The organism is Hymenobacter koreensis (genome assembly GCF_039541855.1).
Lineage (GTDB): Bacteria > Bacteroidota > Bacteroidia > Cytophagales > Hymenobacteraceae > Solirubrum > Solirubrum koreensis.
In genome coordinates, this window is sequence record NZ_BAABHA010000010.1 from 525,824 (window position 1) to 547,505 (window position 21,682).

The 21,682-nt window shown below is 59.2% G+C and carries 20 protein-coding genes; 5 read left to right on the plus strand and 15 right to left on the minus strand.

Annotated elements, in window-relative coordinates; genetic code table 11:
- Nucleotides 1-159: 159 nt before the first annotated feature.
- The 7 genes from ABD903_RS16255 to ABD903_RS16285 form a co-directional block, all read right to left on the minus strand.
- Nucleotides 160-2,133 carry an acetate--CoA ligase gene (locus tag ABD903_RS16255; protein ID WP_345226018.1) on the minus strand — a complete coding sequence of 658 codons (1,974 nt, stop codon included), beginning with the start codon at nucleotides 2,131-2,133 and terminating at the stop codon, nucleotides 160-162.
- A gap of 85 nt (nucleotides 2,134-2,218) precedes the next feature.
- Nucleotides 2,219-2,611, minus strand: a complete 393-nt coding sequence (locus ABD903_RS16260) for a response regulator transcription factor (RefSeq protein ID WP_345226019.1) — start codon at nucleotides 2,609-2,611, stop codon at nucleotides 2,219-2,221.
- A 48-nt stretch (nucleotides 2,612-2,659) separates the two neighbouring features.
- Nucleotides 2,660-5,428: an ATP-binding protein gene (locus ABD903_RS16265; protein ID WP_345226021.1), complete on the minus strand. Its 2,769-nt coding sequence runs from the start codon at nucleotides 5,426-5,428 to the stop codon at nucleotides 2,660-2,662.
- Nucleotides 5,429-5,506: 78 nt separating this feature from the next.
- Nucleotides 5,507-5,728, minus strand: a complete 222-nt coding sequence (locus ABD903_RS16270) for a hypothetical protein (protein ID WP_345226022.1) — start codon at nucleotides 5,726-5,728, stop codon at nucleotides 5,507-5,509.
- 166 nt (nucleotides 5,729-5,894) lie between these two features.
- On the minus strand, nucleotides 5,895-7,394 hold the full coding sequence (locus ABD903_RS16275) for an MFS transporter (protein WP_345226024.1): 1,500 nt from the start codon (nucleotides 7,392-7,394) through the stop codon (nucleotides 5,895-5,897).
- Nucleotides 7,395-7,439: 45 nt separating this feature from the next.
- Nucleotides 7,440-9,008 (minus strand): hypothetical protein, encoded by a 1,569-nt coding sequence (locus tag ABD903_RS16280; protein WP_345226026.1) that lies wholly within the window; start codon nucleotides 9,006-9,008, stop codon nucleotides 7,440-7,442.
- A gap of 162 nt (nucleotides 9,009-9,170) precedes the next feature.
- Nucleotides 9,171-9,593: an IS1/IS1595 family N-terminal zinc-binding domain-containing protein gene (locus tag ABD903_RS16285; protein WP_345226028.1), complete on the minus strand. Its 423-nt coding sequence runs from the start codon at nucleotides 9,591-9,593 to the stop codon at nucleotides 9,171-9,173.
- A 481-nt stretch (nucleotides 9,594-10,074) separates the two neighbouring features.
- Between ABD903_RS16285 and ABD903_RS16290 the strand changes: the two genes are divergently transcribed.
- Both ABD903_RS16290 and ABD903_RS16295 read left to right on the plus strand, forming a co-directional pair.
- On the plus strand, nucleotides 10,075-10,875 hold the full coding sequence (locus tag ABD903_RS16290; protein ID WP_345226029.1) for a carboxypeptidase-like regulatory domain-containing protein: 801 nt from the start codon (nucleotides 10,075-10,077) through the stop codon (nucleotides 10,873-10,875).
- 243 nt (nucleotides 10,876-11,118) lie between these two features.
- Nucleotides 11,119-11,724, plus strand: coding sequence for a hypothetical protein (locus tag ABD903_RS16295; RefSeq protein WP_345226031.1), 606 nt, complete (start codon nucleotides 11,119-11,121; stop codon nucleotides 11,722-11,724).
- Here ABD903_RS16295 and ABD903_RS16300 read toward each other — a convergent pair.
- Entirely contained in the window at nucleotides 11,713-12,621 is a 909-nt protein-coding gene (locus ABD903_RS16300) for a M28 family peptidase (protein WP_345226033.1), read from the minus strand. The two genes, ABD903_RS16295 and ABD903_RS16300, sit on opposite strands and share 12 nt — an antisense overlap.
- 170 nt (nucleotides 12,622-12,791) lie before the next feature.
- Here ABD903_RS16300 and ABD903_RS16305 point away from each other — a divergent pair, with 170 nt between their 5' ends.
- The gene (locus ABD903_RS16305; RefSeq protein WP_345226034.1) at nucleotides 12,792-13,214 is read left to right on the plus strand and encodes a hypothetical protein; all 423 of its coding nucleotides are present in this window, start codon (nucleotides 12,792-12,794) and stop codon (nucleotides 13,212-13,214) included.
- Nucleotides 13,215-13,259: 45 nt separating this feature from the next.
- A complete protein-coding gene (locus ABD903_RS16310; RefSeq protein ID WP_345226035.1) occupies nucleotides 13,260-14,189 on the plus strand; it encodes a flavin reductase family protein in 930 nt (309 codons plus the stop codon).
- On the opposite strand, the gene ABD903_RS16315 is transcribed toward ABD903_RS16310, so the two are convergent.
- From ABD903_RS16315 to tsaE, 5 genes are all read right to left on the minus strand, one after another.
- Nucleotides 14,190-15,008 carry a hypothetical protein gene (locus tag ABD903_RS16315; protein WP_345226037.1) on the minus strand — a complete coding sequence of 273 codons (819 nt, stop codon included), beginning with the start codon at nucleotides 15,006-15,008 and terminating at the stop codon, nucleotides 14,190-14,192.
- A 137-nt stretch (nucleotides 15,009-15,145) separates the two neighbouring features.
- Nucleotides 15,146-16,141 (minus strand): hypothetical protein, encoded by a 996-nt coding sequence (locus ABD903_RS16320; protein WP_345226039.1) that lies wholly within the window; start codon nucleotides 16,139-16,141, stop codon nucleotides 15,146-15,148.
- Nucleotides 16,142-16,152: 11 nt separating this feature from the next.
- Complete coding sequence (locus tag ABD903_RS16325) at nucleotides 16,153-17,001, minus strand: GNAT family N-acetyltransferase (RefSeq protein WP_345226041.1); 849 nt, start codon at nucleotides 16,999-17,001, stop codon at nucleotides 16,153-16,155.
- Nucleotides 17,002-17,146: 145 nt separating this feature from the next.
- Nucleotides 17,147-18,376, minus strand: coding sequence for an alanine dehydrogenase (locus ABD903_RS16330; protein WP_345226042.1), 1,230 nt, complete (start codon nucleotides 18,374-18,376; stop codon nucleotides 17,147-17,149).
- Between the two features lie 69 nt (nucleotides 18,377-18,445).
- Nucleotides 18,446-18,892: a tRNA (adenosine(37)-N6)-threonylcarbamoyltransferase complex ATPase subunit type 1 TsaE gene (gene tsaE, locus ABD903_RS16335; protein ID WP_345226044.1), complete on the minus strand. Its 447-nt coding sequence runs from the start codon at nucleotides 18,890-18,892 to the stop codon at nucleotides 18,446-18,448.
- A gap of 309 nt (nucleotides 18,893-19,201) precedes the next feature.
- Here tsaE and ABD903_RS16340 point away from each other — a divergent pair, with 309 nt between their 5' ends.
- Nucleotides 19,202-20,458 carry a pyridoxal phosphate-dependent aminotransferase gene (locus tag ABD903_RS16340; RefSeq protein ID WP_345226046.1) on the plus strand — a complete coding sequence of 419 codons (1,257 nt, stop codon included), beginning with the start codon at nucleotides 19,202-19,204 and terminating at the stop codon, nucleotides 20,456-20,458.
- 86 nt (nucleotides 20,459-20,544) lie between these two features.
- On the opposite strand, the gene ABD903_RS16345 is transcribed toward ABD903_RS16340, so the two are convergent.
- Nucleotides 20,545-21,000, minus strand: coding sequence for a hypothetical protein (locus ABD903_RS16345; protein WP_345226047.1), 456 nt, complete (start codon nucleotides 20,998-21,000; stop codon nucleotides 20,545-20,547).
- Between the two features lie 154 nt (nucleotides 21,001-21,154).
- Nucleotides 21,155-21,430, minus strand: coding sequence for a VF530 family protein (locus tag ABD903_RS16350; protein WP_345226049.1), 276 nt, complete (start codon nucleotides 21,428-21,430; stop codon nucleotides 21,155-21,157).
- Nucleotides 21,431-21,682 lie beyond the last annotated feature (252 nt).

Here is a 21,682-nt window from a genome sequence, read left to right on the forward strand (position 1 = left end):
CTCGGAAGTACGTAAGGAAGGAGTAGAAAGCATGGCAGTCGAAGATTTTTATGTTGAGAGAAAAGACTTGGTTGGGGTAGCTATTATTGGAAAGCCCGCAGTATCTGCGGTTTCCAACCGCAGGCCGGTCCATACAGTGGCCTTGGCGAGGCATTAAGGTCAGGCCGTGTTCGTGGGCAGCAGGCCGGCTTGCCGCTCAAAGGCCAGCCCTATGCCCCGGCTCCGCAGCCGGGCCCGGATTTCGTCCAGAATCAGTGGATCGTCGATGGTGGAGGGCACGACAAAATCTTCGCCGTCGGCCAGTTGCCGCAGGGTTTTGCGCAGGATTTTGCCGGAGCGTGTTTTGGGAAGCCGCTTCACCACCAGAGCCTGACGGAAGTACGCCACTGCCCCTATCTGCTCCCGAATGCACTGCACCAGTTCGGTTTCGAGCTGCGCCTCCCCTATCGTCTGCCCGTCTTTGAGCACCACCAGGCCTATCGGGCGCTGCCCGCGCAACTCATCGGCAATGCCCAGCACGGCGCACTCGGCTACGGCCGGGTGCGCGGCCAGCAGCTCTTCCATTTCGCCGGTACTCAGGCGGTGGCCGGCTACATTTATCACGTCGTCTACGCGGCCCATGATGTACACGTAGCCATCGGCGTCGCAGTAGCCGCCGTCGCCGGAGAGGTAGTAGCCGGGGAAAGTGCTGAGGTAGGATTGGCGGAAACGCTCGTCGTCGTGCCAGAGCGTGGGCAGGCAGCCGGGCGGCAGCGGCAGGCGCACGGCCACCAAGCCGGTGGTACCGACGAGTACCGGCAGGCCGGCTTCGTCCAGAATCTGCACGTCGTAGCCCGGCACGGGGTGGCCGGCCGAGCCGGCGCGCGGCGCAGGCATGTCGGCCAGCCCCACCAGCGTAGCCAGCATGGGCCAGCCCGACTCGGTTTGCCACCAGTGGTCTACCACCGGCACACCGAGGTGCTGCCGGGCCCAGTCCAGGGTGGCCGGGTCGCACCGCTCGCCGGCCAGAAACAGGTGCCGCAGGCTGCTGAGCGTATAATTGCGCAGCAAATGCGCCTCAGGGTCTTCTTTTTTAATAGCCCGAATGGCGGTGGGCGCCGTGAACAGCACCCGCACCTCGTGCTCTTGAATTACGCGCCAGAACGCGCCGGCATCGGGCGTGCGCACGGGCTTGCCTTCGTAGAGCACCGAGGTGCAGCCGTGCAACAGCGGCCCGTACACGATATAGCTGTGGCCTACGGCCCAGCCGATGTCGGAAGCGGCCCAAAATGTTTCGCCGGGCTGCACGCCGTACACGGCGCTCATGCTGTATTTCAGGGCCACGGCGTGGCCGCCATGGTCGCGCACCACGCCCTTGGGCTTGCCGGTGGTACCGCTGGTGTACAGAATGTATAGCGGATCGGTGGCATCTACGGGCACGCAGGCCACGGGCGCGGCTTCCAGCAGACGTTGGTAGTCCACGTCGCGGCCGGGCTGCATGCGGGCGTGCACGGCGTGGGCAATGGCCTCGCGCTGCAACACCACCACGTGGGCGGGTTTGAAGGCGGCCTGCTCCATGGCCGCATCAACCAGGGGCTTGTAAGGAATGATGCGGTCGATTTCGATGCCGCCCGACGCGCAAATGATGACTTTAGGCTGCGCGTCGTCGATGCGTACGGCCAGCTCGTGCGGGGCAAAGCCGCCGAACACCACCGAGTGCACCGCGCCCAGGCGGGCGCAGGCCAGCATGGCTACCACGGCTTCGGGCAGGTTGGGCATGTAAATGAGTACCCGGTCGCCTTTTTCTACGCCCAGCTCGCGCAGCCCGCCCGCAAAACGGGCCGTAAGCTCCAGCAGCTCGCCGTACGTGAAGCGGCGCACGGTGTGGGTCACCGGCGAATCCTGAATCAGGGCTACCTGCCCGGCGCGGCCGTGGGCTACGTGGTAATCGAGGCAGAGGTAGCAGGTGTTCAGCTGCCCGCCCCGAAACCAGCGGTAAAACCCGTTCTCATCCGTGGAAAGCACCTGCGTGGGCTCCGTAAACCAATGCAGGGCCCGGGCCTGGGCGGCCCAGAAAGCGGCCGGATCGGCCAGACTCTCGGCATGTGCGGCCGCGTAGGCGGCGGGTTGCGGAAGCGAATCGGCGGTTTTCATAGCACGGGGAAAGGAGGTTTGGGAGGAGCACAGGCAGCAGGAGTTCGGGGCGAAACGGCGCCGGGCCGAGGCGGCGCGAACGGCTTTACACCGGCAACGGGGACAATTCGCGCACTTTTTCCAGCAGCTGGCGTGTGGAAAACGGCTTGGTCAGGTAGAGGTCGGCGCCGGCCTCGAGGCCTTTCTGAATATCGGCCTCCCGGCTTTTGGCGCTCAGAAAAACCACCTTGGTGTGCTGGTGGCCGGGCAGCTGGCGCAGGTGGCGGCACACCTGGTAGCCGTCCACGTCGGGCATCATAATATCCAGTACCACCACCCCGAAGGACTCCCGCTCGAGGGCTTCCAGGGCTTCGGTGCCGTTGCGGGCAATGCGCACCGCGTAGCCGGCTTTGCGCAGCAAAAACTCCAACGACATAACGATGTTCGGTTCGTCATCGACAACCAGAACTTTGGGGGCGGCGGGGGGCAAGTTTGACATAGCAATGGAGAGGGCGGAAATCAAAGAAATAAGGCCGAAGGAGCAGCATCAGGTGAGTACGCCGGGCGGTTCGGCGGGCAGCTCCACCCAGAACCGGGCGCCGTGCTCGGGTGCGCTTACCACGCCCATGCGGCCGGCGTGCAGCTCCACTATTTTTTTGCTGATGGCCAGGCCCAGGCCCGAGCCTTCGGGCTTGCGCGTGGTTTGGTTTTTGGCCTGGAAGAACTTGTCGAAGATGAGCTCGTGGTAGGCTGGGTCGATGCCTTTGCCGTTGTCGGCTACGCTCAGGCGCACGCCACTGTCGGTTTTCTGTACTTCGATGGTAATGCGCCCCTCCCCGGCCGTGCACGATTTCACGGCGTTGGAGAGCAGATTCACCAGCACCTGCATCAGCCGGTCGCGGTCGGCAAACACGGTGGGCAGGCCGGGCGGCACCACCACGTCGAGCACCAGCCGCTTTTCGCGCACCAGCTGGCCCACGGCGTCGGTGGCGTCGTGCACGATTTCGGCCACATCCACCGCCGCGCAGTCGAGCACGGCCTTGCCCGATTCAAACTTCTCCAGGTCGAGCACCAGCGTTATCAAGCGGCTCAGGCGCTCCGATTCGCGGGTGATGGTTTGCAGAAACCGCAGCCGCTCTTCCTCCTCGATGTCGGCGTTGTTATCGAACAGGATTTCCGACAACGCCCGAATGCTGGTAAGCGGCGTGCGCAGCTCGTGGGTTACGGTGTACAGAAACTCGTCTTTTTGCTGATCCAGCTCGCGCAGGCGGTTGTAGGCCTCCTGTAGCTCTTCGGTGAGGCGCTGAAGCTGGTGAGACTGTTTGCGCAGCTTGCGGTTGGCTTCCAGCAGCTGCTGCGACTCGCGCAAAGCACCCACCACGTTGTCGTAGCTGATTTCCTCGGCCCCCACCGAGGTGGCCAGCAGCAGCCGCGCCGAGGCCGGCCCGATGGTGCCGGCCAGCAGTTTTTCGGCGTAAGCCAGCAGGCGCGGGTCGGCGCGGTCTATGGGCGGGCCGTCGGCCGGCGCGGCGGCATCGGGGTAACGCTCGTCGAACTGGCGCAGCGCCTGGTTTGCCCGCTTGCGGCCCAAAAACCCCACGAGCAAGGCCCGCACATCGGGCAGGGCCGCGCCGCCGGTCCAGGCCACGGGGCTTTCAAAATCGTGGCGAAAACCGAACACATCCACGAACGCCACGGCTTGCCGCTGCTCGCTCACGCTGGGCCGCCCGGCCAGCGATACGCCCACGTACAGCCCGATGTTCAGCAGCCAGCTCCAGAACAAGCCGTGCGGCAACGGATCCAGCCCTTCGAGGCCCAGCAGCGCGAACGGCCGCAGCCCCATCAGCCCGCCCAGGCCTTCGTTTACCATTTCCTGCCCGAAGGCGGTGGTAGGCAGCACCAGCGTAAAAAACCACGCCCCAAAGCCCCCGATTAGGCCGGCGGTGGCGCCAGCACGCGTTCCGCCCTTCCAGTACAACCCGCCCAGCACGGCCGGGGCCAGCTGGGCTACTGCTGCAAACGAAACCAGCCCTATATTCACTAACGACAGCCCGCGGCCAACCGTAGCGTAATAACCATATGCAAGGCTTAGTACCAGCAGCACGGCAGCCCGACGGCTTTGCAGCACCACACGGCCCAGGTAAGCAAACCAACGAGCCTGCAGCTGTGGCCGCGCCGCCGGTACCCGTACCAGCAAGGGCATGAGCAGGTGGTTACTCATCATCACGCTTAGGGCCACGGTTTCCACAATAATCATGGAACTGGCCGCCGACACTCCGCCGAGGTACGTGAACAAGGCCAGCCAGGGCCGGTCGCTACTCAGCGGCAGGGCCAGGACAAAGGTGTCGGCATCGGGCGCCTGGGCACCTAGACCTAAACGCAGCGCGCCGCCAAAAGCAATGGGCAGCACGAATAAGTTGATGACGATGAGGTAGAGCGGAAACAGCCACATGGCCTTGCGCAGGTGGTCTTCGCTTACGTTTTCCACCACTGCTACCTGAAACTGGCGGGGCAGCAAAATAATGGCCGACGCCCCCAGCAGCAGCAGCGTGAGCCACTGGGCCGGGCTGGTGCCGGCCGTTTCCAGGGTAAACAGCCGCTGCAGCGCGGGCCGGGCTGCCGCCTGGTCGAACACGTCACCGAAGCCGTTGAACAGGCCGTAGGTCACGAACACGCCCACGGCCAGAAACGCCAGCAGCTTGATGAGCGACTCCAGCGCAATGGCCAGCACCATGCCTTCGTGCCGCTCGGTAGCCTCTACCGACCGCACCCCGAACATAATCGTGAAGAAAGCCAGGGCCACCGTGGTGTACAGCGCCGTGCTTTGGGCAGCCACGCCGCCAGCGGCAGGCAGGGCCGCCAGCGCGGCCGGCCCCAGCGTAAGAATGTCAAACGACTGAGCCACGGCCTTGATCTGCAGCGAGATGTAAGGCACTACCCCCAGCACGCAAAACGCCGTGACCAAGGCCCCCAGCGCCGCGCTTTTCCCATACCGCGCCGACACGAAATCGGCCAGCGAAGTAAGGCGCTGCTGCCGGCAAATGCGGATGATCTTGCGCAACACCACCCACCAGAGTGGCGCCAGCAAGGTGGGCCCCACGTAAATGGCCACGAACTCCAGCCCTGAATTTGCTGCCCGCCCCACCGAGCCATAGTAGGTCCAGGCCGTGCAGTACACGGCCATGCTCAGGGCGTACACATAGGGGTTGCTCACCAGGCTGCGGCGCGTAGCCGAGCGGTGTTCGGCAGCGTAGGCCACCGCAAACAGCAGCAGCAAATAGCCGAGGGAGCATCCTATTACAAGCAGCTTGTTCATGCAGGGAAAAGCCTTAATCAATCAGCACCTGATCAGGAGCAGGCAGAATGACGTCAGTCATGCGGCCTATGGTTTTGCTCATTGTTCATTGCTTCGTACCAACCAGCCAGTAACGCCTACCAGCACGAGCCACAGCAGCAGCATATACAAGTAAAGCACTGGCACGCCTGCTACCCGCACTGGCTTATCGACCATGGAGAGCATGGGAAAGGAGAGCAACACGGCAAACAGCACCCCCACGAAGAGCAGACGCTGACCTCGCCGGTGTTCGTGCGGCTCGTTGGGTAATGGGGCTTGCATGATTTCGTAAAAAAAGGTCTGCTAAAAGGGTGCGTAAGTAAGGTACCCAAAACGGCTGGCACGGAAAAGTCCGCCGTACGCGGGGTACGATGGACTTTTCCGGAAGCCAGCAAGGAGAAGCGAGCCGGACGCCGCCCCCACGGCGCCCGGCTCCTCAGCCACGAAACTACTGCGGCTGGTTCTCATCCATGAGCTTCACGTTGCGCACGTCCTTCATCAGGGCCATGCCAATCATCCAGCAAATCAGGGCAATAGCTACCGGGTACACCAGGCCGGCCAGGAAGCTGTATTCTTTGATGAACCCTTCGCCGGCGGCGGCGCGCAGCGTGAGGGCCGTGGCAATGAGCGGCACGAAGCCCCCGAATACACCGTTGCCGATGTGGTAGGGCAACGACAGCGAAGTGTAGCGCACCTTGGTGGGGAACAGTTCCACCAGGTAAGCCGCAATGGGGCCGTAGGCCATCGTTACGAACACCACCAGGCAGAATACCAGCGCAATCATGGCCGGAACGTTGGGGTCGAGGGCTTTCATGACGGCCGGCACGGCTTTGCCGGTGGCATCCACGGTGGCGGCGGTTACTTCCGTAATGGGGCCGGCAAATTGCTTCAGGCCGTAGAAGATCGGAATGGTGAACAAGGCCCCGCAGAGCAAACCCATCATGATGATTTTTTTGCGGCCGATGCGGTCCGAGAGGCTACCGAAGTACACGAACAGCGGCGTGGCCAGCAGCAGCGCGGCGCACAGCACCAGGGCCGCGTCCATGATGTCCATTTTCAGCGTCGACTGCATAAAGGAGTAGGCGTAAAACTGGCCGGTGTACCATACCACGCCCTGGCCCATGGTAGCCCCAAACAGCGAGATGAGCACCAGGCGGCGGTTTACCGGGTTCACGAACGACTCACGCAGCGGGTTGGTCGAGGTCTTGCCTTCGGCCTTGGCTTTGGCAAACAGCGGCGACTCGTGCAGCTTGCGGCGAATGTAGTACGAGGCAATTACCAGCAAACCCGACAGCAGGAACGGAATGCGCCAGCCCCACTCCTTAAAGGCCTCTTCGCCCATGAGCGTGCGGGTGGAAAGAATTACCAGAATACTGATGAACAAGCCGGCCGTGGCCGTAATCTGGATGAAGCTGGTGTAATACCCGCGCTTGTTATCGGGTGAGTGTTCGGCTACGTAAGTGGTGGCGCCGCCGTACTCGCCGCCCAGGGCCAAGCCTTGCAGCAGGCGCAAAATGGTAACGATTATGGGTGCCGCCAGCCCGATTTTCTCGTAGCTCGGAATCAAACCCGTAATGAAGGTGGCGCCGCCCATGATGAGCAGCGTGAGCAGGAAGGTGTACTTGCGCCCGATCATATCCCCGATGCGGCCAAAGAACAGCGCCCCGAATGGCCGCACCACGAAGCCCGCGCCAAACACGGCCAGCGTCCCGAGAATCGTATCCTCAATCTTGCCCGTGCTGCCGAACAGCACCGGCCCGATAAAAGCGGCCAGCGAACCGAAAATGTAGAAGTCGTACCACTCGATAACGGTGCCCACCGACGAGGCCGTGATGACCTGCCAGATCTTGCTTTTCTCCACCGAGTTGTTGTCGTGGGCCGCCGCCACGGGCGCGCCCCCAGCCGTCGTGCTCACTGCGGGCGCGCGGTTTGGTAATTGATTGTTCATGAGGATGAAAAGGTGAGGTTGTGAGAAGGAAAAGCAGCTAAAGGCTTACAAAAAGACCTGGGTTTGCAGCGTGATTTCAGGGCGGTACTTCACGTCGTCCACGTTGGTAAAGTCCGGCCGGGGACGGTAGTTGAGCGTGAATTTTGCGTTGTGGCCTTCCAAGAAGAGGTTGGCCCCCAAATCGGCGATGTGCACGTTCTGACGTTCACCGGCAGAGGTGCGCAGGCCTTCGTAGCCGGCGAGCAGATACGAAGCGTAAGGCTGAAGTCGAGCCTTGGTTCCAAACAAGGCTTTGGGCAGCAGATAGCCGGCCTCCACAAAGCCAATGTTGCCGGTACCAGAGTGCGGAACGGCATTGCCCCGCAAGGCATTCGCGCCGTAACCGGGGTTTGAGGCGCCGATATAGCGCACGTGATTTGGGCCGAAGTCATAGTTGTAGTACACGCCGTAAACCGTTAGGGCCGTACCGGTTTCCTTGTTGAGCGGCGTGTCATAGAACACATCCAGCGCCCACAGCCCGATGTCGTGTTTGCGCGTCGGAACGGCGTTAAACTGGTTCACACCTGCAGCGGTGGCGGCAGCAATGTCCGCCGCGTTCAGCACGCTGCTGTTGGGGCGCGAGTACATGCCATCGGGGTTGTACAGGAAGCCGCCACCGAAGTTCAGCACCCGCTTCGTGCCCAGGTAGCTGCCCACATTGAAGGGCAACAAGTTGGACTCCAGATCAAACAACGACCAGCTGACGTACCCTTGGTAAATATGCTTGGTGCTTTGCGGGTTGTACTGCGCTACGTTGCTGCCCGTATTGATCAGGTTGGCCCCCGTTCCGCTCATGGAACCTAGTCCCATGGGCGTGCTGGCTTGGTTTGTCAGAAACGATTCGTTGACGGAAAAAGCGTAGTCCAGCTTGCTGACCCGCCCCTTGGCGTACACCCCAATACCGCGAGCAAACTGGTCAGCGGTTTCGATAATGGGCCAATTGGTCAGCGGCGCATCCATCGACAGGAAGTTGAGCGTGCTCGAACGCGTCAGGCGCGAAAGCCCGTTCTGGTAGTGCATGCCGGCGCCAAAATCCAGGTACTTGTTGATTTTGTACTCCACCACGGCCTCGTGAACAAACAGCTGCGGCTTTTTGGCATCCACGGTGGGGTTCACGCCCCCGCTCACGGCGGTTTGGTTGTTTATACCAAAGTGGGTATAAACCATAAAGCGCGGGTTTAGCTGCGACAGCACCAAGAAGCGGGATCGGCGCAGGGCAAAATCAACCTGGCTGTCCTGTGGTTTGCCCGGGGCACGAAGCGTGCCGGTGTTGTTTTCGGTATAGCGCGTCCAGACTTGGTGCCAGGTGATAAAGCGCATGTACTTCGAGCCGTCCGGCGAAAGGTTCACTCGCATGCCGCCCCCGTAGGGTACCGGTGACGCCGGCTGTGAAGCGGCCGGCGTGGGCGCCTGCGACACCGACGGCGCCTGCGGATTGGCGGGCGGCGTGGCTGGCTGCTGGGCAGGTGTGGGCTCGGGCGTGGTGGGGACCGGCGGCGTGGGCGTTACCTGAGCCGCAGCTCCGGTTCCACTCAGCAGTGCACTCATTACTAAGGCGTAACGCGTTTTCTGCATGGCGTTTTGGTTCGGGTTCGTGTGGGAAATGCGAAATGCCGATGGCCCAGGTCATTACCTTGGGTTCTGCACTACCAAGTAGTGGAATCCACCACACGAAGTCACGTCTGTGCTATACTTATGCTAAGAGTATAGCTCCCCGAACTGCGGGCACGTAGCTCGCTAACCCTGCCGAAACCGTTCCCAGCGAATGAGCATGAACTTGTCGCCGAGTTCGGTTACCACCATACCGGCGCCTTTCAGATTACCCGGCTGCTGAAAAAACTCAGCCAGTTCTTTCTGATTAAGGATTTGATACGTGGGATGATACTCAGTCTGGCGGGGCGCCTTTACCCCGTACTTCTTTACCCAGTTCATTACCGATACGTGGCTCACGCCCAGCAACCGCTCTATTTCGCGGTAGCTCACGCCCTCAATGTACAGCTGCAGGGCCTTGATAACGTAATACGAATTCACCTCGCGGCCCACCTTAGCCACCGTGAAGTGGTAGCCGCATTTTTTGCACTTGTAGCGCTGCCTATCCCCTATTACCCCGCTTTTGGTGGCTTCGGTGGCGTCGCATTTCGGGCAGGCGGGTTTGCTCATAGGTCAGAACAGCCGTTTGAAAATAACTATAGCTAATTAGTAAAGATATATCAGTTTAGCAAAGTATTCAGCCGTATAAGTACCTGATCAGCAATTCCGTCGCTTTTACTGGCTTTCCGGCTCAGGTTAAACCCATTTCATGAGGAGCCCTCCGTTACTGAAAACAGTAGTTATAGCAGCAAACACAGGATAGCAAAACCGGGGTAACGCTTTCAAATACCAAACATGTGAGGCCCAGGCTTGAGTAGGTTGCCGGACTTACAAATACCCGTCACAATGCCAGCACATTTACATGTGATTGTGGCCCCATCTGGCTAGGGGGAACTTTGCAGCGCACTGCGGCTCCCACCGCTGGCGCCGCATCCGGAGCGGCTCCGGGCGAGGTGACAGACCTAGTGCTCTGCTTTCCCACTCCTTTTTGTCCTGCTTCTCAGCTATGAAAACGCTACCATTCCAAGTCGCAATGCTGGCAGTTGCCTGTTTGTCGCTAACTGCTTGTGACACTGAAACTCCCTCCCCCACGGGAACCACCGACCCGGCCGGCCCCAAACCGGAGCCCCACACCGTAACCGGTATTGTGGTAGACACCAATGGCCAGCCCATGGCCGGGGTTAAGGTGCGCGCCGACAACAGCACCTTGTATGGCTCCGCCGAGGTAACCACCGGCGCCGATGGCCGCTACACGCTGCCCCGATTGGAAATCGGCGGCTGGAAGGTCTATGCCTGGAAAGAAGTCAGCTACAAAGGCCACGTGTACCAGCTGCGCATGGGCATGAACACGGTTGCGGACTACAACGCCTTCAGCCCCGGTGAAAGCGGTGCCGTGAAGAACTTCAAGTGGCTGCTTTCGGGCACCATTCCCGATCGGCCGCAGCAGGCGCACAGCTCCTCCGGGTACTTCGGCGGCGCACTCCGGTTTGCCAACATGGACCAGAACTTTGCGTTTATCCCGCGCGGCACCGAAGTGACCATCACCTTCACACCCGTAGCTGGGGCCAAGCACTTCGATGGCAGCGCGGCCCAGGTTATTCGCAAGACTTTCACCATCGGGGAAAGCAGCCAGATCAACTACTGGCTGCCCGATATCCCGCAGGCCGAATACCGCATTACCGCCGAAAGCAGCCTAAACGGGGTGCGCCGCACCGTATTGCTTACCGAAAGCCTTTCGCGGGGGTTTGCGCCGGCCATCGAGAACTTTTACTTCCTCCCCGCGTCCAGATCGTACGAAAGCGGCCTGCTGGGGCCTGAAAACACGCCGTTCTTTATGCAGCAACAGCAGTAGCCCTAGCCTCAGCTATGGTGACGGAAATTCCACAAGCCAGTTCGCTGCCTTTTTTGCCAGCTGCTAAGCGTACATAAAAAGCCCCGGGCATTCCTGATACAGGAGCGCCCGGGGCTTTTTATATGGCACAAGGTACTTAATACGTCTTCCCCGCCTGCGTGAGTCCGAGGCATACCAGGGCACTTACCATAGTGCAGACAGCCTGGAACTGACCATGCTGGAGGCTACAGCTACTTTTGCAGCATGAAAAAAGCCCGGGGTGTACGTCGCCACTTCCGCCGTTTCGCTCACGGCAAGCTTCACCCGGAGCCGCTGTCGTTTCAGCGCCGGCACCAAAATCATTACGACTATGCCAAGCTCGGCCTGGGTCCCTGGCTAAGCACTTCCTTTGCAAGCTTGCCGCCCGTTGGCTTTCGGCGGGAGGCATTTCAACTACTGCTGGCAACGCATGCACAGTGGCAGCAAGAGCTTACCGCTAACCCCGATCCGTACTACCTGGCTATTTGGCTGATGGAATCCTGCTTTCGGGATTCGCAGGTGGTAGCGGCTATTGAACAGCGAATCGGGCACTACGAACGGGTGTTTGAACTGCCCGACCCTACGGCCCCGCCCTTACCGCCAGAGTACGAGGCCGTACCCGGGGCCGAGCTGCTGCACTGGACGGCCTACCACCATGCGGTGCCGCACACGTTTGATGCCGCCACCGCCAGCCCGCAGGAGCAGCAGGAATGGGCGGCCTTCCTGCGACGGGTACAATACCGCACCGTACCAAATGCGGAATGTGGAACCGTGTACCTTATCAGTACAGGTCGCGTGTGGGTGGGCCGCAGCCGGGAGCTAGCCGTTTAGCAGCGCTGCCAGCAAGGCATCCACGGCCAGGGCCATGCGCCTGAAATCCAGTTTCTCCATGCTGTCGGTGGCGTGGTGGTAGTTGCGGTTGCGGAAAAAGGCCGTATCCGTCAGCATTAAAGCGGAGTAACCGAATTTCCAGTAGTTGAGGTGGTCGGAGAAGTCGATGCCGGGTAATGCCGCAGGTGCCTGAAAGCGACGTACGGGCAGCGCTGCCACGCGCTTGTACCGGCGGGCAAAGGGCCGGCTGAAGCTGCCATTCCCGAATTTGCGCACCGCCGTGACGTAGTTGCCGCGGCTGCCGTAAATCAGCTTCAAGGGACCGAACGGGTAGTGCTGCGAGTTTTTGCGGTCATCGAAGTAGCCCAGCATTTCCAGCGCCACCATGCCCCGTACCGGTACCTGCGCATCGTGCAGGGACTTGGCATGCACGTAGCTACCCATGAGTTTGGTGCGGAAATACGGCGGCTCTTCCAAGGTATAAGCCACTAAGTCGATACGCTGTTTCAGCCCCTGTTGCTGGCCCAGCAGCCGCGCCAGTTCCAGCAGCGCCGCCACGCCCGAGCCGTTGTCGTCGGCGCCGGGCTGCTCGCCGCACACGTCGTAGTGCGCGCCCACAATAATACGCGGGCCGTTTTCGGGCCCGAAGGAGCCAATTACGTTGCGGTAAGTTTTTCCTTCGACTTGGTAAGGCTGCTCACTGGTGCGGGCTCCAGCCAGGCGCAGCTGCCGCGAGAGGTAAGCGGCTGCGGTGTCGAGCACAGCTACGTACTGGTGGTTGCGCGGCTGCGGAGTGGTGGTAAGGTACCGGAGGTGCTGCCGCAGGCGCAGGGTGTCGGCGGATTGGGCGTTGACCGCGGGCGCAACACCTCCTAACAGGCACGTGACAAAACCCAACCCGGTAACTAACTTCCTGCCTAACATTACACTTCTATTTTCCTGCAAGTAACGCGCTGTTCTCCGTGAATCTTACATACAAACGGGTTTTATGGGCCCTATTGACTCTGTTCGTACTGTTTCACGCCGAGGCTAGTGAACCGCTTTTGCTTATACCTCAGTTTGGCGGAATGGTGCTGCTATCGGTGGTGTATGGCATTCTGGAGCTGTTGTTTTCGAAAGCCCAAATGGCACTGCGGCGCATTGTTTGGCCGGCACTTGCTGCGGGAGTACTCTGCGTGCCGCTGCTGATTCCGGTTTGGTACCTGCAAGACAAACTAACGGAGCAACGCGCCGAACGCATCATACAACGACTCGGCACTTACCAACGCCAACACGGCCATTATCCGGATTCGCTCACACAACTAGCGAGGCAACAAACCCTAGCCGTTCCAACTACCGCGAATGGACTGTTTCGGCCTCGCTCCTTCGGCTACATCACAGCTACAACCGGCGGCTGGGGCGCGCAGGGGTTTCGGATGCAGGACTACGCCGGCGCCATGGTAGAGGCCAGCTACAGCAGCCGCAGCAAACAATGGAGCTACGAGGACTAATTCGCGCCAAACCCGGAACTTCGAGCGCCTAAACTGTTTGCTGCAATGCCCACCTCCGCTTTCTCCGCTTTCCGCACCATTACGCCCGGCACCCTAAAAGGCCCCGAGTGGCACCAGTTCATGCTGGGGGCCGTAGCGCCGCGGCCCATTGCCTTTGTTAGCACCATCGACCGCAACGGCGAGGTAAACCTGAGCCCCTTCTCGTTTTTCAACGTGTTCAGCTCGAATCCCGCCACGCTCATTTTCTCGCCCGCCAACCGCGTGCGCGACAACACCCAGAAGCACACGCTCTACAACGTGCGCGACGAAGTGCCCGAGTGCGTCATCAACATCTGCGACTACGCCGTGGTGGAACAAATGTCGCTGGCCAGCACCGAGTACGAACGTGGCGTAAACGAATTCCGAAAAGCTGGCCTCACGGAGCTAAAATCCGACATGGTGCGCCCGCCCCGCGTGGCCGAATGCCCCGTGTCGTTCGAGTGCGTGGTGGAGCAGGTTATTGCCATCGGCGACTCCAACGGCGGCGGCAACCTGGTTATTTGCCGGGTGGTGCAGAGCCATTTCCGCGAGGATATTCTGCTGGCCAACGGCGCCGGCGTCGACCCACACAAGTTCGACGCCGTGGCCCGCCTGGGCGGCGACTGGTACTCGCGCGTTATTCCCGCAAGCCTGTTCGAAGTACCCAAGCCCAACCGCAACAAGGGCATTGGCATCGACCAGTTGCCCGAGCACATTCGCAATTCCGACCTGCTGACCGGCAACAACCTCGGCCGCCTGGGCAACATTGAGCAGGAAGCCCTGCCTACTCCAGAAGCTGTAGAGGCTTTCCGCGAAGACCCGCTGGTGGCCTACACGCTAAACAAGTACCGCCACGATGCGGCCGAGCAGCGCCGGCAGTTGATGCTGCTGGGCAAGAAAATTCTGGAGGAAGGCCGCTTGCTGGAGGCTTGGCAAGTGCTGTTGATGGCGCAATAGCTAATTCTTTCTCAGCACCGTGTAAGGCACCCGCACGCGAAAAACACTGTCGCGGCTTCCTACTTGATACCTGATTGCTCCATCCCAATAGTGCTGACCGGGACGGTCAGGCGCGGTAAACGTTACCGGTGCGAAGCCATCAGTTCCTACCGTCACCGGCTGCCCGTTTGCCGACATGGTCAGCCCACGTGACGGAAGAGAAAGTGCCTGCGCAAGCATCAGTTCGGCCCGGTAAGTAGTGCCTGGGGCCACGGTTTGGGATTCGGCAGAAGCTAGCAAGCGAAAATTAGGCTTCGGTAAGGCAGCCCGCACTTTTGCCTCAAGCACGTTCAGGGCTGCTTCTTCGCGCAATAGTACCTGGGCTTCGTACCGCGCCAAGGTAGCCAACGCCGCCGCTACCGAAGCATCCGCAAAGTCAGTAACAGAATGCCCGGCTTGGGCCGCGGGCGCGACTTGGTGCAGGTAGCGGTAGTATCTGCTGAGGCGAAGGGAAAGAGTGCTTGCATTTCCTTGCCCCGGTTCTTCTCCCAACAGTGCAGCCACTTCAAGGCGGCCGTCGAGTTCTTGGAAACGCGTTTGGTTACCTGTCCGGCTCAGCAACTGTTCCCGCAGTTCATGCAGGTGGGTTACCAGTTGCTGGGTACTGTCGTGAACAGCCTCGGCTTGCCGCAGTATGGCAACGTCGGCCGGGGAGGGCGGGTACTGGTTCTTTTGGGTTCGAGCTTCGATGCCTCTTACTACGTACCGGTTTGCCTGCAACATCTCCTCGTTGCTGCGCATTAATGTGTTATCGATGAATTTTAGCCGAAGCTCGGCCATATCGGCATTGTACCTGGACTTGCAGCCCACAATACCAAATAAGCCTGCCAGCGCAAAAAGCAGCGTGTTTCGCCCACCGAAAATCGAATTACCCCGCATACGAGCAACTGCAAAGCCCCCTGACATTCCTTAATGAGTTAGTTGCGCTGAATCGTATAAGGCACCCGAATGCGAAAGGTGGTGTCCCGTCCTTCGTATCGTCCGCTGATTTTCCCATCCCACAACGCTGGCCCATCGGGAGCATCCGTCGGCACTAAAAAGGATACCTGTACCCGGCCATCGGGACCCACATTTACCGGATGCCCGTTTACTTGCCCGGTTTGTCGGTACACACTAAACTGAGTGCTGGTCAGATACAGATAGGCTCGATATACCTCTCCTGCCCGCACCGCGCGTGACTCTGGCGTAGCCATTGCCCCAATCTTAAAGAATACGGACGAATGCGAGCCTACCCGTTCGCTGAGCTTACGCAGTGCAGTTCGTTCCAAGTCACGCACTTCTAATTCTTTCTGGCTGAGCATAGCCAGTGCCGAGGCCACCGATGCGCCCTGAAAATACAATTGCGCAAAGCGCCAATCTTTAAGGGCGCTACCCATTGCCTGAGTCACATTTGGGTCTTGCTCGGCATCGAGTGCCAGCGGCGCCACCTCCGGCACGTATGGCCGAATAAAGGCAGCGTAGTTGTTGAGTCGGTGCTGCAACGTATCGGCCGCTCCGCCATCAAGGAGTAACGCCGTGACGGGCGCAGCATCGGCTAACCGGGAATCAATGGCTGGCTCTGGTGTACCCAAGCGCTGCCGAATATGCTGCAAGTACCCCACCAGCGCATTGGCTTGCTCCCTTACTTCTTCGGCCTGCCGCAACACTTCCACATCTCGCCGCTGCTCCCGGTTCTGCGACACACCACGCTCGATATTCGCTATGTGCTTGTCAGCATCCTTGCTGAGCCGGCTGTTAAGCGCCTGCATGGTTGCCTCCAGTTGCTGCAGTCGGTGCGATTCTACCTGAGCTGGTTCCTGACAAGCCGCCACCCCCCCAAGTAATAAGCCCATACTTACCCGAGGGTGACTTGCAGCTATTCGCATAATACAGTACTGAAATCGAGTGGCTTGCGCTGATGAAAATTCTTTCATACCGAGTATGCTTACAGCACGCACTCCATCTCATACAACTCCAGCGCCGACGGTTCCCAGCCACAGCGCCGCAACAACTGCGGCCCACCGCTTTCCGGCAGCAACGAATGTACCGTAAGGCTGCGGCCGGCGTACTTGGCTTCCAGAGCCCGCACCATGCGGGTTCCCCACCCTTGTCGGCGGGAAGCCTTAGGCACAATCAGGCTTAGCAGCATTACCCGCTCTGCGTCGGGCCGCACGAGGGCAAACGCGTTGTTTTCCAAGCGCCAAGCTTCTACAAAAGGCTCCGTGGTAGCGGCCAGGGTTTCGCCGGCCATCATCCAGGGAAGGGCATCAACGGCTCCGCGGGTTACGGTGCGGGCTACGGTCAAAGGGTCGGTTTTCGTTAGCGAATCTGCCGGAGTTGTAGGCCGCTCGGCCGGCTGCTGAAAGCCTTGAAGCCGACGGGTAATGCGAAACCCCAACCGCTCGTACAGCCGAATAGCCCGCTCGTTGTTCACGAATACCTCCAGCATAAGGGTTCGGTCGCCGCACCGGCGGGCTTCGTCAATGGCGGTTTGCAGCATCGGTTTTCCTAGCCCTAAGCCGCGGGCTTCCAGTACCACGCCCATGGCGGCCACGCGGCTGGTCCAGCCCCGCCGGGCAATGTATACCACCCCCACCAGTTCTTCGCCGCAATACCACAGCCGACTGGCTTCCGCATCGAGGTTTTCTCCCCGAAAGCGCCGCTGGAACGAAGCTTCGTCGAAGCGCATGGGCACAAGGTACTGCTCGAAGGAACGGTTCATGGCCTCCGCTTGCTCGGCGGAGGAACAGGCCAGCACGGGCCGTGAGATGAGCGTGGAAGCGGAAAAACTCATGTACCAGATTATTAGCGCGATTAATCACCTCCGACTTACAGCGGGCAATGCAATCAATGAAAAAGCCCGCACTAAAAGTAGCACGGGCTTTTTCTTGCTTAAAGAGGTGAGCAGCCTTCCCAGAATTGCACTTGGCTGGATAGTGCTAGTTGCGCACGGCAATCATCAGCCCAAGTTCCTTGTAGCGGAGGTTGAATTTCTTGGCAATGGCCGCGTTCGTCAATGCCCCCTTGTAGAGGTACACACCGGAGCGGAAATGCTCGTCGGCAAACAGGGCTTCGTTGATGCCCCCGTGCTGGCTGATTTCCTGCAGTATGGGCGTAAAAATATTGCTGAGCGCGTTGGTGGCCGTGCGCGGCACGCGCGAGGCAATGTTGGGCACGCAGTAGTGAATCACGTCGTACTTGCGAAACACTGGTTTGGAGTGCGTGGTAATTTCGCTGGTCTCGAAACAGCCACCTTGGTCAATGCTCACGTCGATGATTACCGAGCCGGGCGCCATAGAGGCCACCACTTCTTCCGACACCATGAACGGAATCCGGCCGTCTTCGGCGTTCAGGGCCCCGATAACCACGTCGGCGCGGCGAATCTGCTGGTTGAGCGTGTACGCGTCGAGGGTGCTGGTATAGAGTTGGGCCCCCAGGTTTTGCTTGAGGCGGCGCAGCTTGTAGAGGTGGTTGTCGAACACCTTCACCTCGGCTCCCAGACCAATGGCGGCTCGGGCGGCGTATTCGGCCACGGTTCCGGCACCCAAAATAACTACCTGCGACGGCGGCACACCCGTAATACCACCTAGGATTATACCCTTGCCTTCGTTCGAGCGGGCCAAGTATTCGGCGGCCACCAGCATTACCGTAGAGCCGGCAATTTCACTCATGGCCCGCACCACCGGCTTGGCGCCGGAAGGGTCTTTGATGAGTTCAAAGCTGATACCGTTGATTTTCTTGCGCTGCAAGGCCATCAGGTACTCCACCGACAACGACCCGAATTGCAGCGCCGACACAAGCGTTTGCCCGGCGCGCAGGTATTCTATTTCGTCGGCGGTGGGCGGCGCAATTTTCAGCACCAAGTCGGCTTCGTACACTTCCTTAGGCGTGTACACAATGCTGGCCCCGGCTTCGGAGTAGTCGTGGTCGGAATACTTGCTGGGCTCCCCGGCGCCGCTTTCCATTACCACGTCGTGGCCCTCGTTTACCAAGTGCTTTACGGCTTCGGGGGTAAGGCCCAGGCGGTTTTCCTGCAAGGAGGTTTCCCGAGGCAGCCCGATGAACAGCTTGCGGCGGCGTGTTTCCACGGCCAGCATAGATTCTTGCGGAATGTATGCGCGGGCGGGCGTGGCAAGCGAGCTAAAGCCGGGGGGGAGCTGATCGGGCATCTTCTAGGAACAAAGGTCCATTTTCAACGAGCGGCGGGCGTACCGGCAAAGCAAACCCGTACGCACTCGTTACTCACTGTGCGTTGTAATCTGAATCCGCCGGGATTCCGGCCCCGTCACGTCCAAGGTCACGAGCAGTCGATCCGGTGGCAGGAGCGGCGCAATTCGGCTTGGCCACTCTATTAGGCAAAGATAACCAGAATCAAAGTACTCCGGTGCGCCGATTCTGAGGGCCTCGTCGAGGGAGTCGATGCGGTAAAAATCGAAGTGGTACACGGGCCGGTTCCAGGCGTCGCGGTACTCGTTCACGAGCGAAAACGTGGGGCTGCTCACTTCATCGGTTACACCCAGCTCCCGGCACAGCGCCCGGATAAAGGTTGTTTTTCCGGCGCCCATTTCTCCTTCCAGCAGCACAACCGGACAGTTTGTGGCTTCGATGGCGACCCGGAGCTGTTGAGCGGCAGCCGGCAGGGCGTCAGTGCTTGGAATATCAAAGGTGGCAGGAAACAAATTCATTGGGGCAATATTAAGACCTCATGGCTTTTAAGCTGCCGTTAAGCATCGAAATACGAATTTCATTTGATTGGCTATGTCTCCCTAATGAGCGCATGCGGCAGCTTTCCAACTGACTTTATCAATCAGAAGTACAATGGCGGCAGCGAAGCAGCCGGGCCTCGAGGAATAAAATTTAACTGCAGCACAACCGGGAAACTTTGCTGGCAGGCCACTCTATTCGCAGAGGTAGGTCCGCTAAGCCTAACTTGCGACGCCGCGGCCCGGCCGGGGCTGCCGCTTTTGCACCCGCTAAAGCCCTACCAAACTTCCATGCAAGTCTCCAAAATGGCCGGCAGCCTCATCGGCTCCGAAATCATCAAAATTGGCAACGAAGTAAACGACATGATTCGCAAGGGGGAGCAAATCTGCAACCTCACCATCGGCGACTTCGACCCCAGTATTTTCCCGATTCCGGCGGAACTGCGCACTGAAATTACCCGCGCCTACGAGTCCGGTAATACCAACTACCCGCCCGCAAACGGCATGGCCGGCCTGCGCGAGGCCGCCTCTAGCTTTTTGCAGGAACGCCTGGGGTTAGCGTACTCGGCTAACGACATTCTGGTTGCCGGCGGCTCGCGCCCCCTCATATACGCCACCTACCTCGCCCTCATCGACCCCGGCGACCGGGTGGTTTTTCCGGTGCCGTCCTGGAACAACAACCATTACTGCCACCTCTCTGGCGCCCAGCCCGTTCTGATAGAAACCAGCCCCGATAACAACTTTATGCCCACGGCGGCCGAGGTAGCCCCGCACCTGGCCGGCGCCACGCTGCTGGCGCTTTGTTCGCCGCTGAACCCAACCGGAACGGTATTCACCAAGCAGGACCTAGAAGCCATTTGCGACCTGGTACTGGCCGAAAACCAACGCCGTGGCCCTAATGAAAAGCCGTTATACATTCTCTATGACCAGATCTATTGGATGCTCACTTTTGGTGACACCGAACACCACGATCCAGTAAATCTGCGTCCCGCTCTGCGCGAGTACGTAATATACATTGATGGCATTTCCAAATGCTTGGCAGCTACTGGCGTACGCGTGGGCTACGCTTTTGGCCCCGCCGTTGTTATCGATAAAATGAAGGCTATCTTGGGCCACGTGGGCGCTTGGGCGCCAAAAGCCGAACAAGTTGCTACCGGCCAATACCTCCCGCAAACTCAAGCGGTAGATGCATTCATGGATCAGTTTCGCCAAAACATTCAGCAAAGCCTGGTTGCGCTTTACAGCGGCCTCAAAGAATTGCAGCAGCAAGGCTACCCCGTTGATGCCATTGTACCCATGGGTGCCATTTACCTCACCGCCCGCCTCGATGTGCTGGGCAAAACCACGCCCGCAGGCCAGAAGCTAGCCACTACTAAAGACCTGACTTCTTACCTGATCAGCGACGCCGGTTTAGCCGTTGTGCCGTTCAGCGCCTTCGGCACTTCCGATACCGCCCCGTGGTTCCGCATGTCTGTGGGTGGTGCTTCGCTGGCTTCCATCGAGGCAGCCTTGCCACGCCTGAAAGCCGCGCTGGATAAACTGATTTAACCCCTTTACTACGCACGATGGCAGAGTAAACAAAAAGCCGCTCCCTCAAGGGAGCGGCTTTTTGTTTACTCTGCAAAACTTCGCAACTATTTGCCTTTGCCGGTTCCTTTGTGATTCAGGCTCAGCGTAACCTTACCGTTAGGATCAGTCACCGCTTGCGTATCGTAGGTAGTAGTTACACCCTCCACCGTTTCGGTCCAGGTAGAGTTAAACACCGTGCGTTGCTGCGGGCGAGCTTCAGCAGGTGCAGTGCCTTCCCACACCGACATGCGGTGACCCGAAGGAGTTACCATAAATTTGGTTTGCGTCATCTGCAGACAGCCATTGGGCAAATTCTGCAGGCCTAGCAGGCCGCCACCCATGCACTGTGCATAATCAGTCTTAGCTACGTAGGCACCGTTGCCTTGCTGAACGGCACGGCCTATTGTATCCGGATTACCCTTCTGCTTTGTTTTGGTCTTCTGTGCGGCGGCCTCGTGGGCACCAAATGAAAGACCTACTAGAAGGATAGCACCGGCAATTTTTTGAGGGAAGGATTTCATGAGTTCTGGTTGAAGGTGAACAGCAGTATGCTGTGGATTAGTGGGTATTTACCAAGTATCGTACCACAATACTTAAAATACTCCAGGGCCGCCCCTCTTACGTCCCACTAGTGGAATGGTTGAGACACAGCACCTATCTACTTTTTATCCAGCCCTATGCCTTGTTACGCCGCAGAATTTCGTCAGTGCGAGTTTGCACATACAATTGCTCCACCTTCTCGCGGGCCCAAGGCATGCGACGAAGAAAGTTCAGGCTTGATTTAATGGTGGGGTTGTTTGCAAAGCAGTTAATGCGCACTAGCCGATCCAACTCCTGCCAGCCGTAATGCTGCACCAGGTAATCAAGGATGTGGACCAGTGTAACGCCGTGCAGTTCGCGGACAAGGTGCCCCGATTCGTCTCGGACTTCGTGATAAGGGGTATCGGACATGGCTTCAGCAAGTGGAAATGCAAAGTAAATCGACTGGCAACACCTGTTCTGAATTAGGCTTGCCGCAAGCGGAATCTACTCCTGCTGACTCTACATGTTTCAAAATCGAACACACTGTTCGGAATCGGACATAACAGGAGAAATCAAAAAACACTACACCGTTATTAAGTATTTGATTGTGTGACTCTTACATTCTAGGCACAGTACTTGAAATGAGTTATGCATCTGAAGCTTGTAAGTAAATAATTGAAC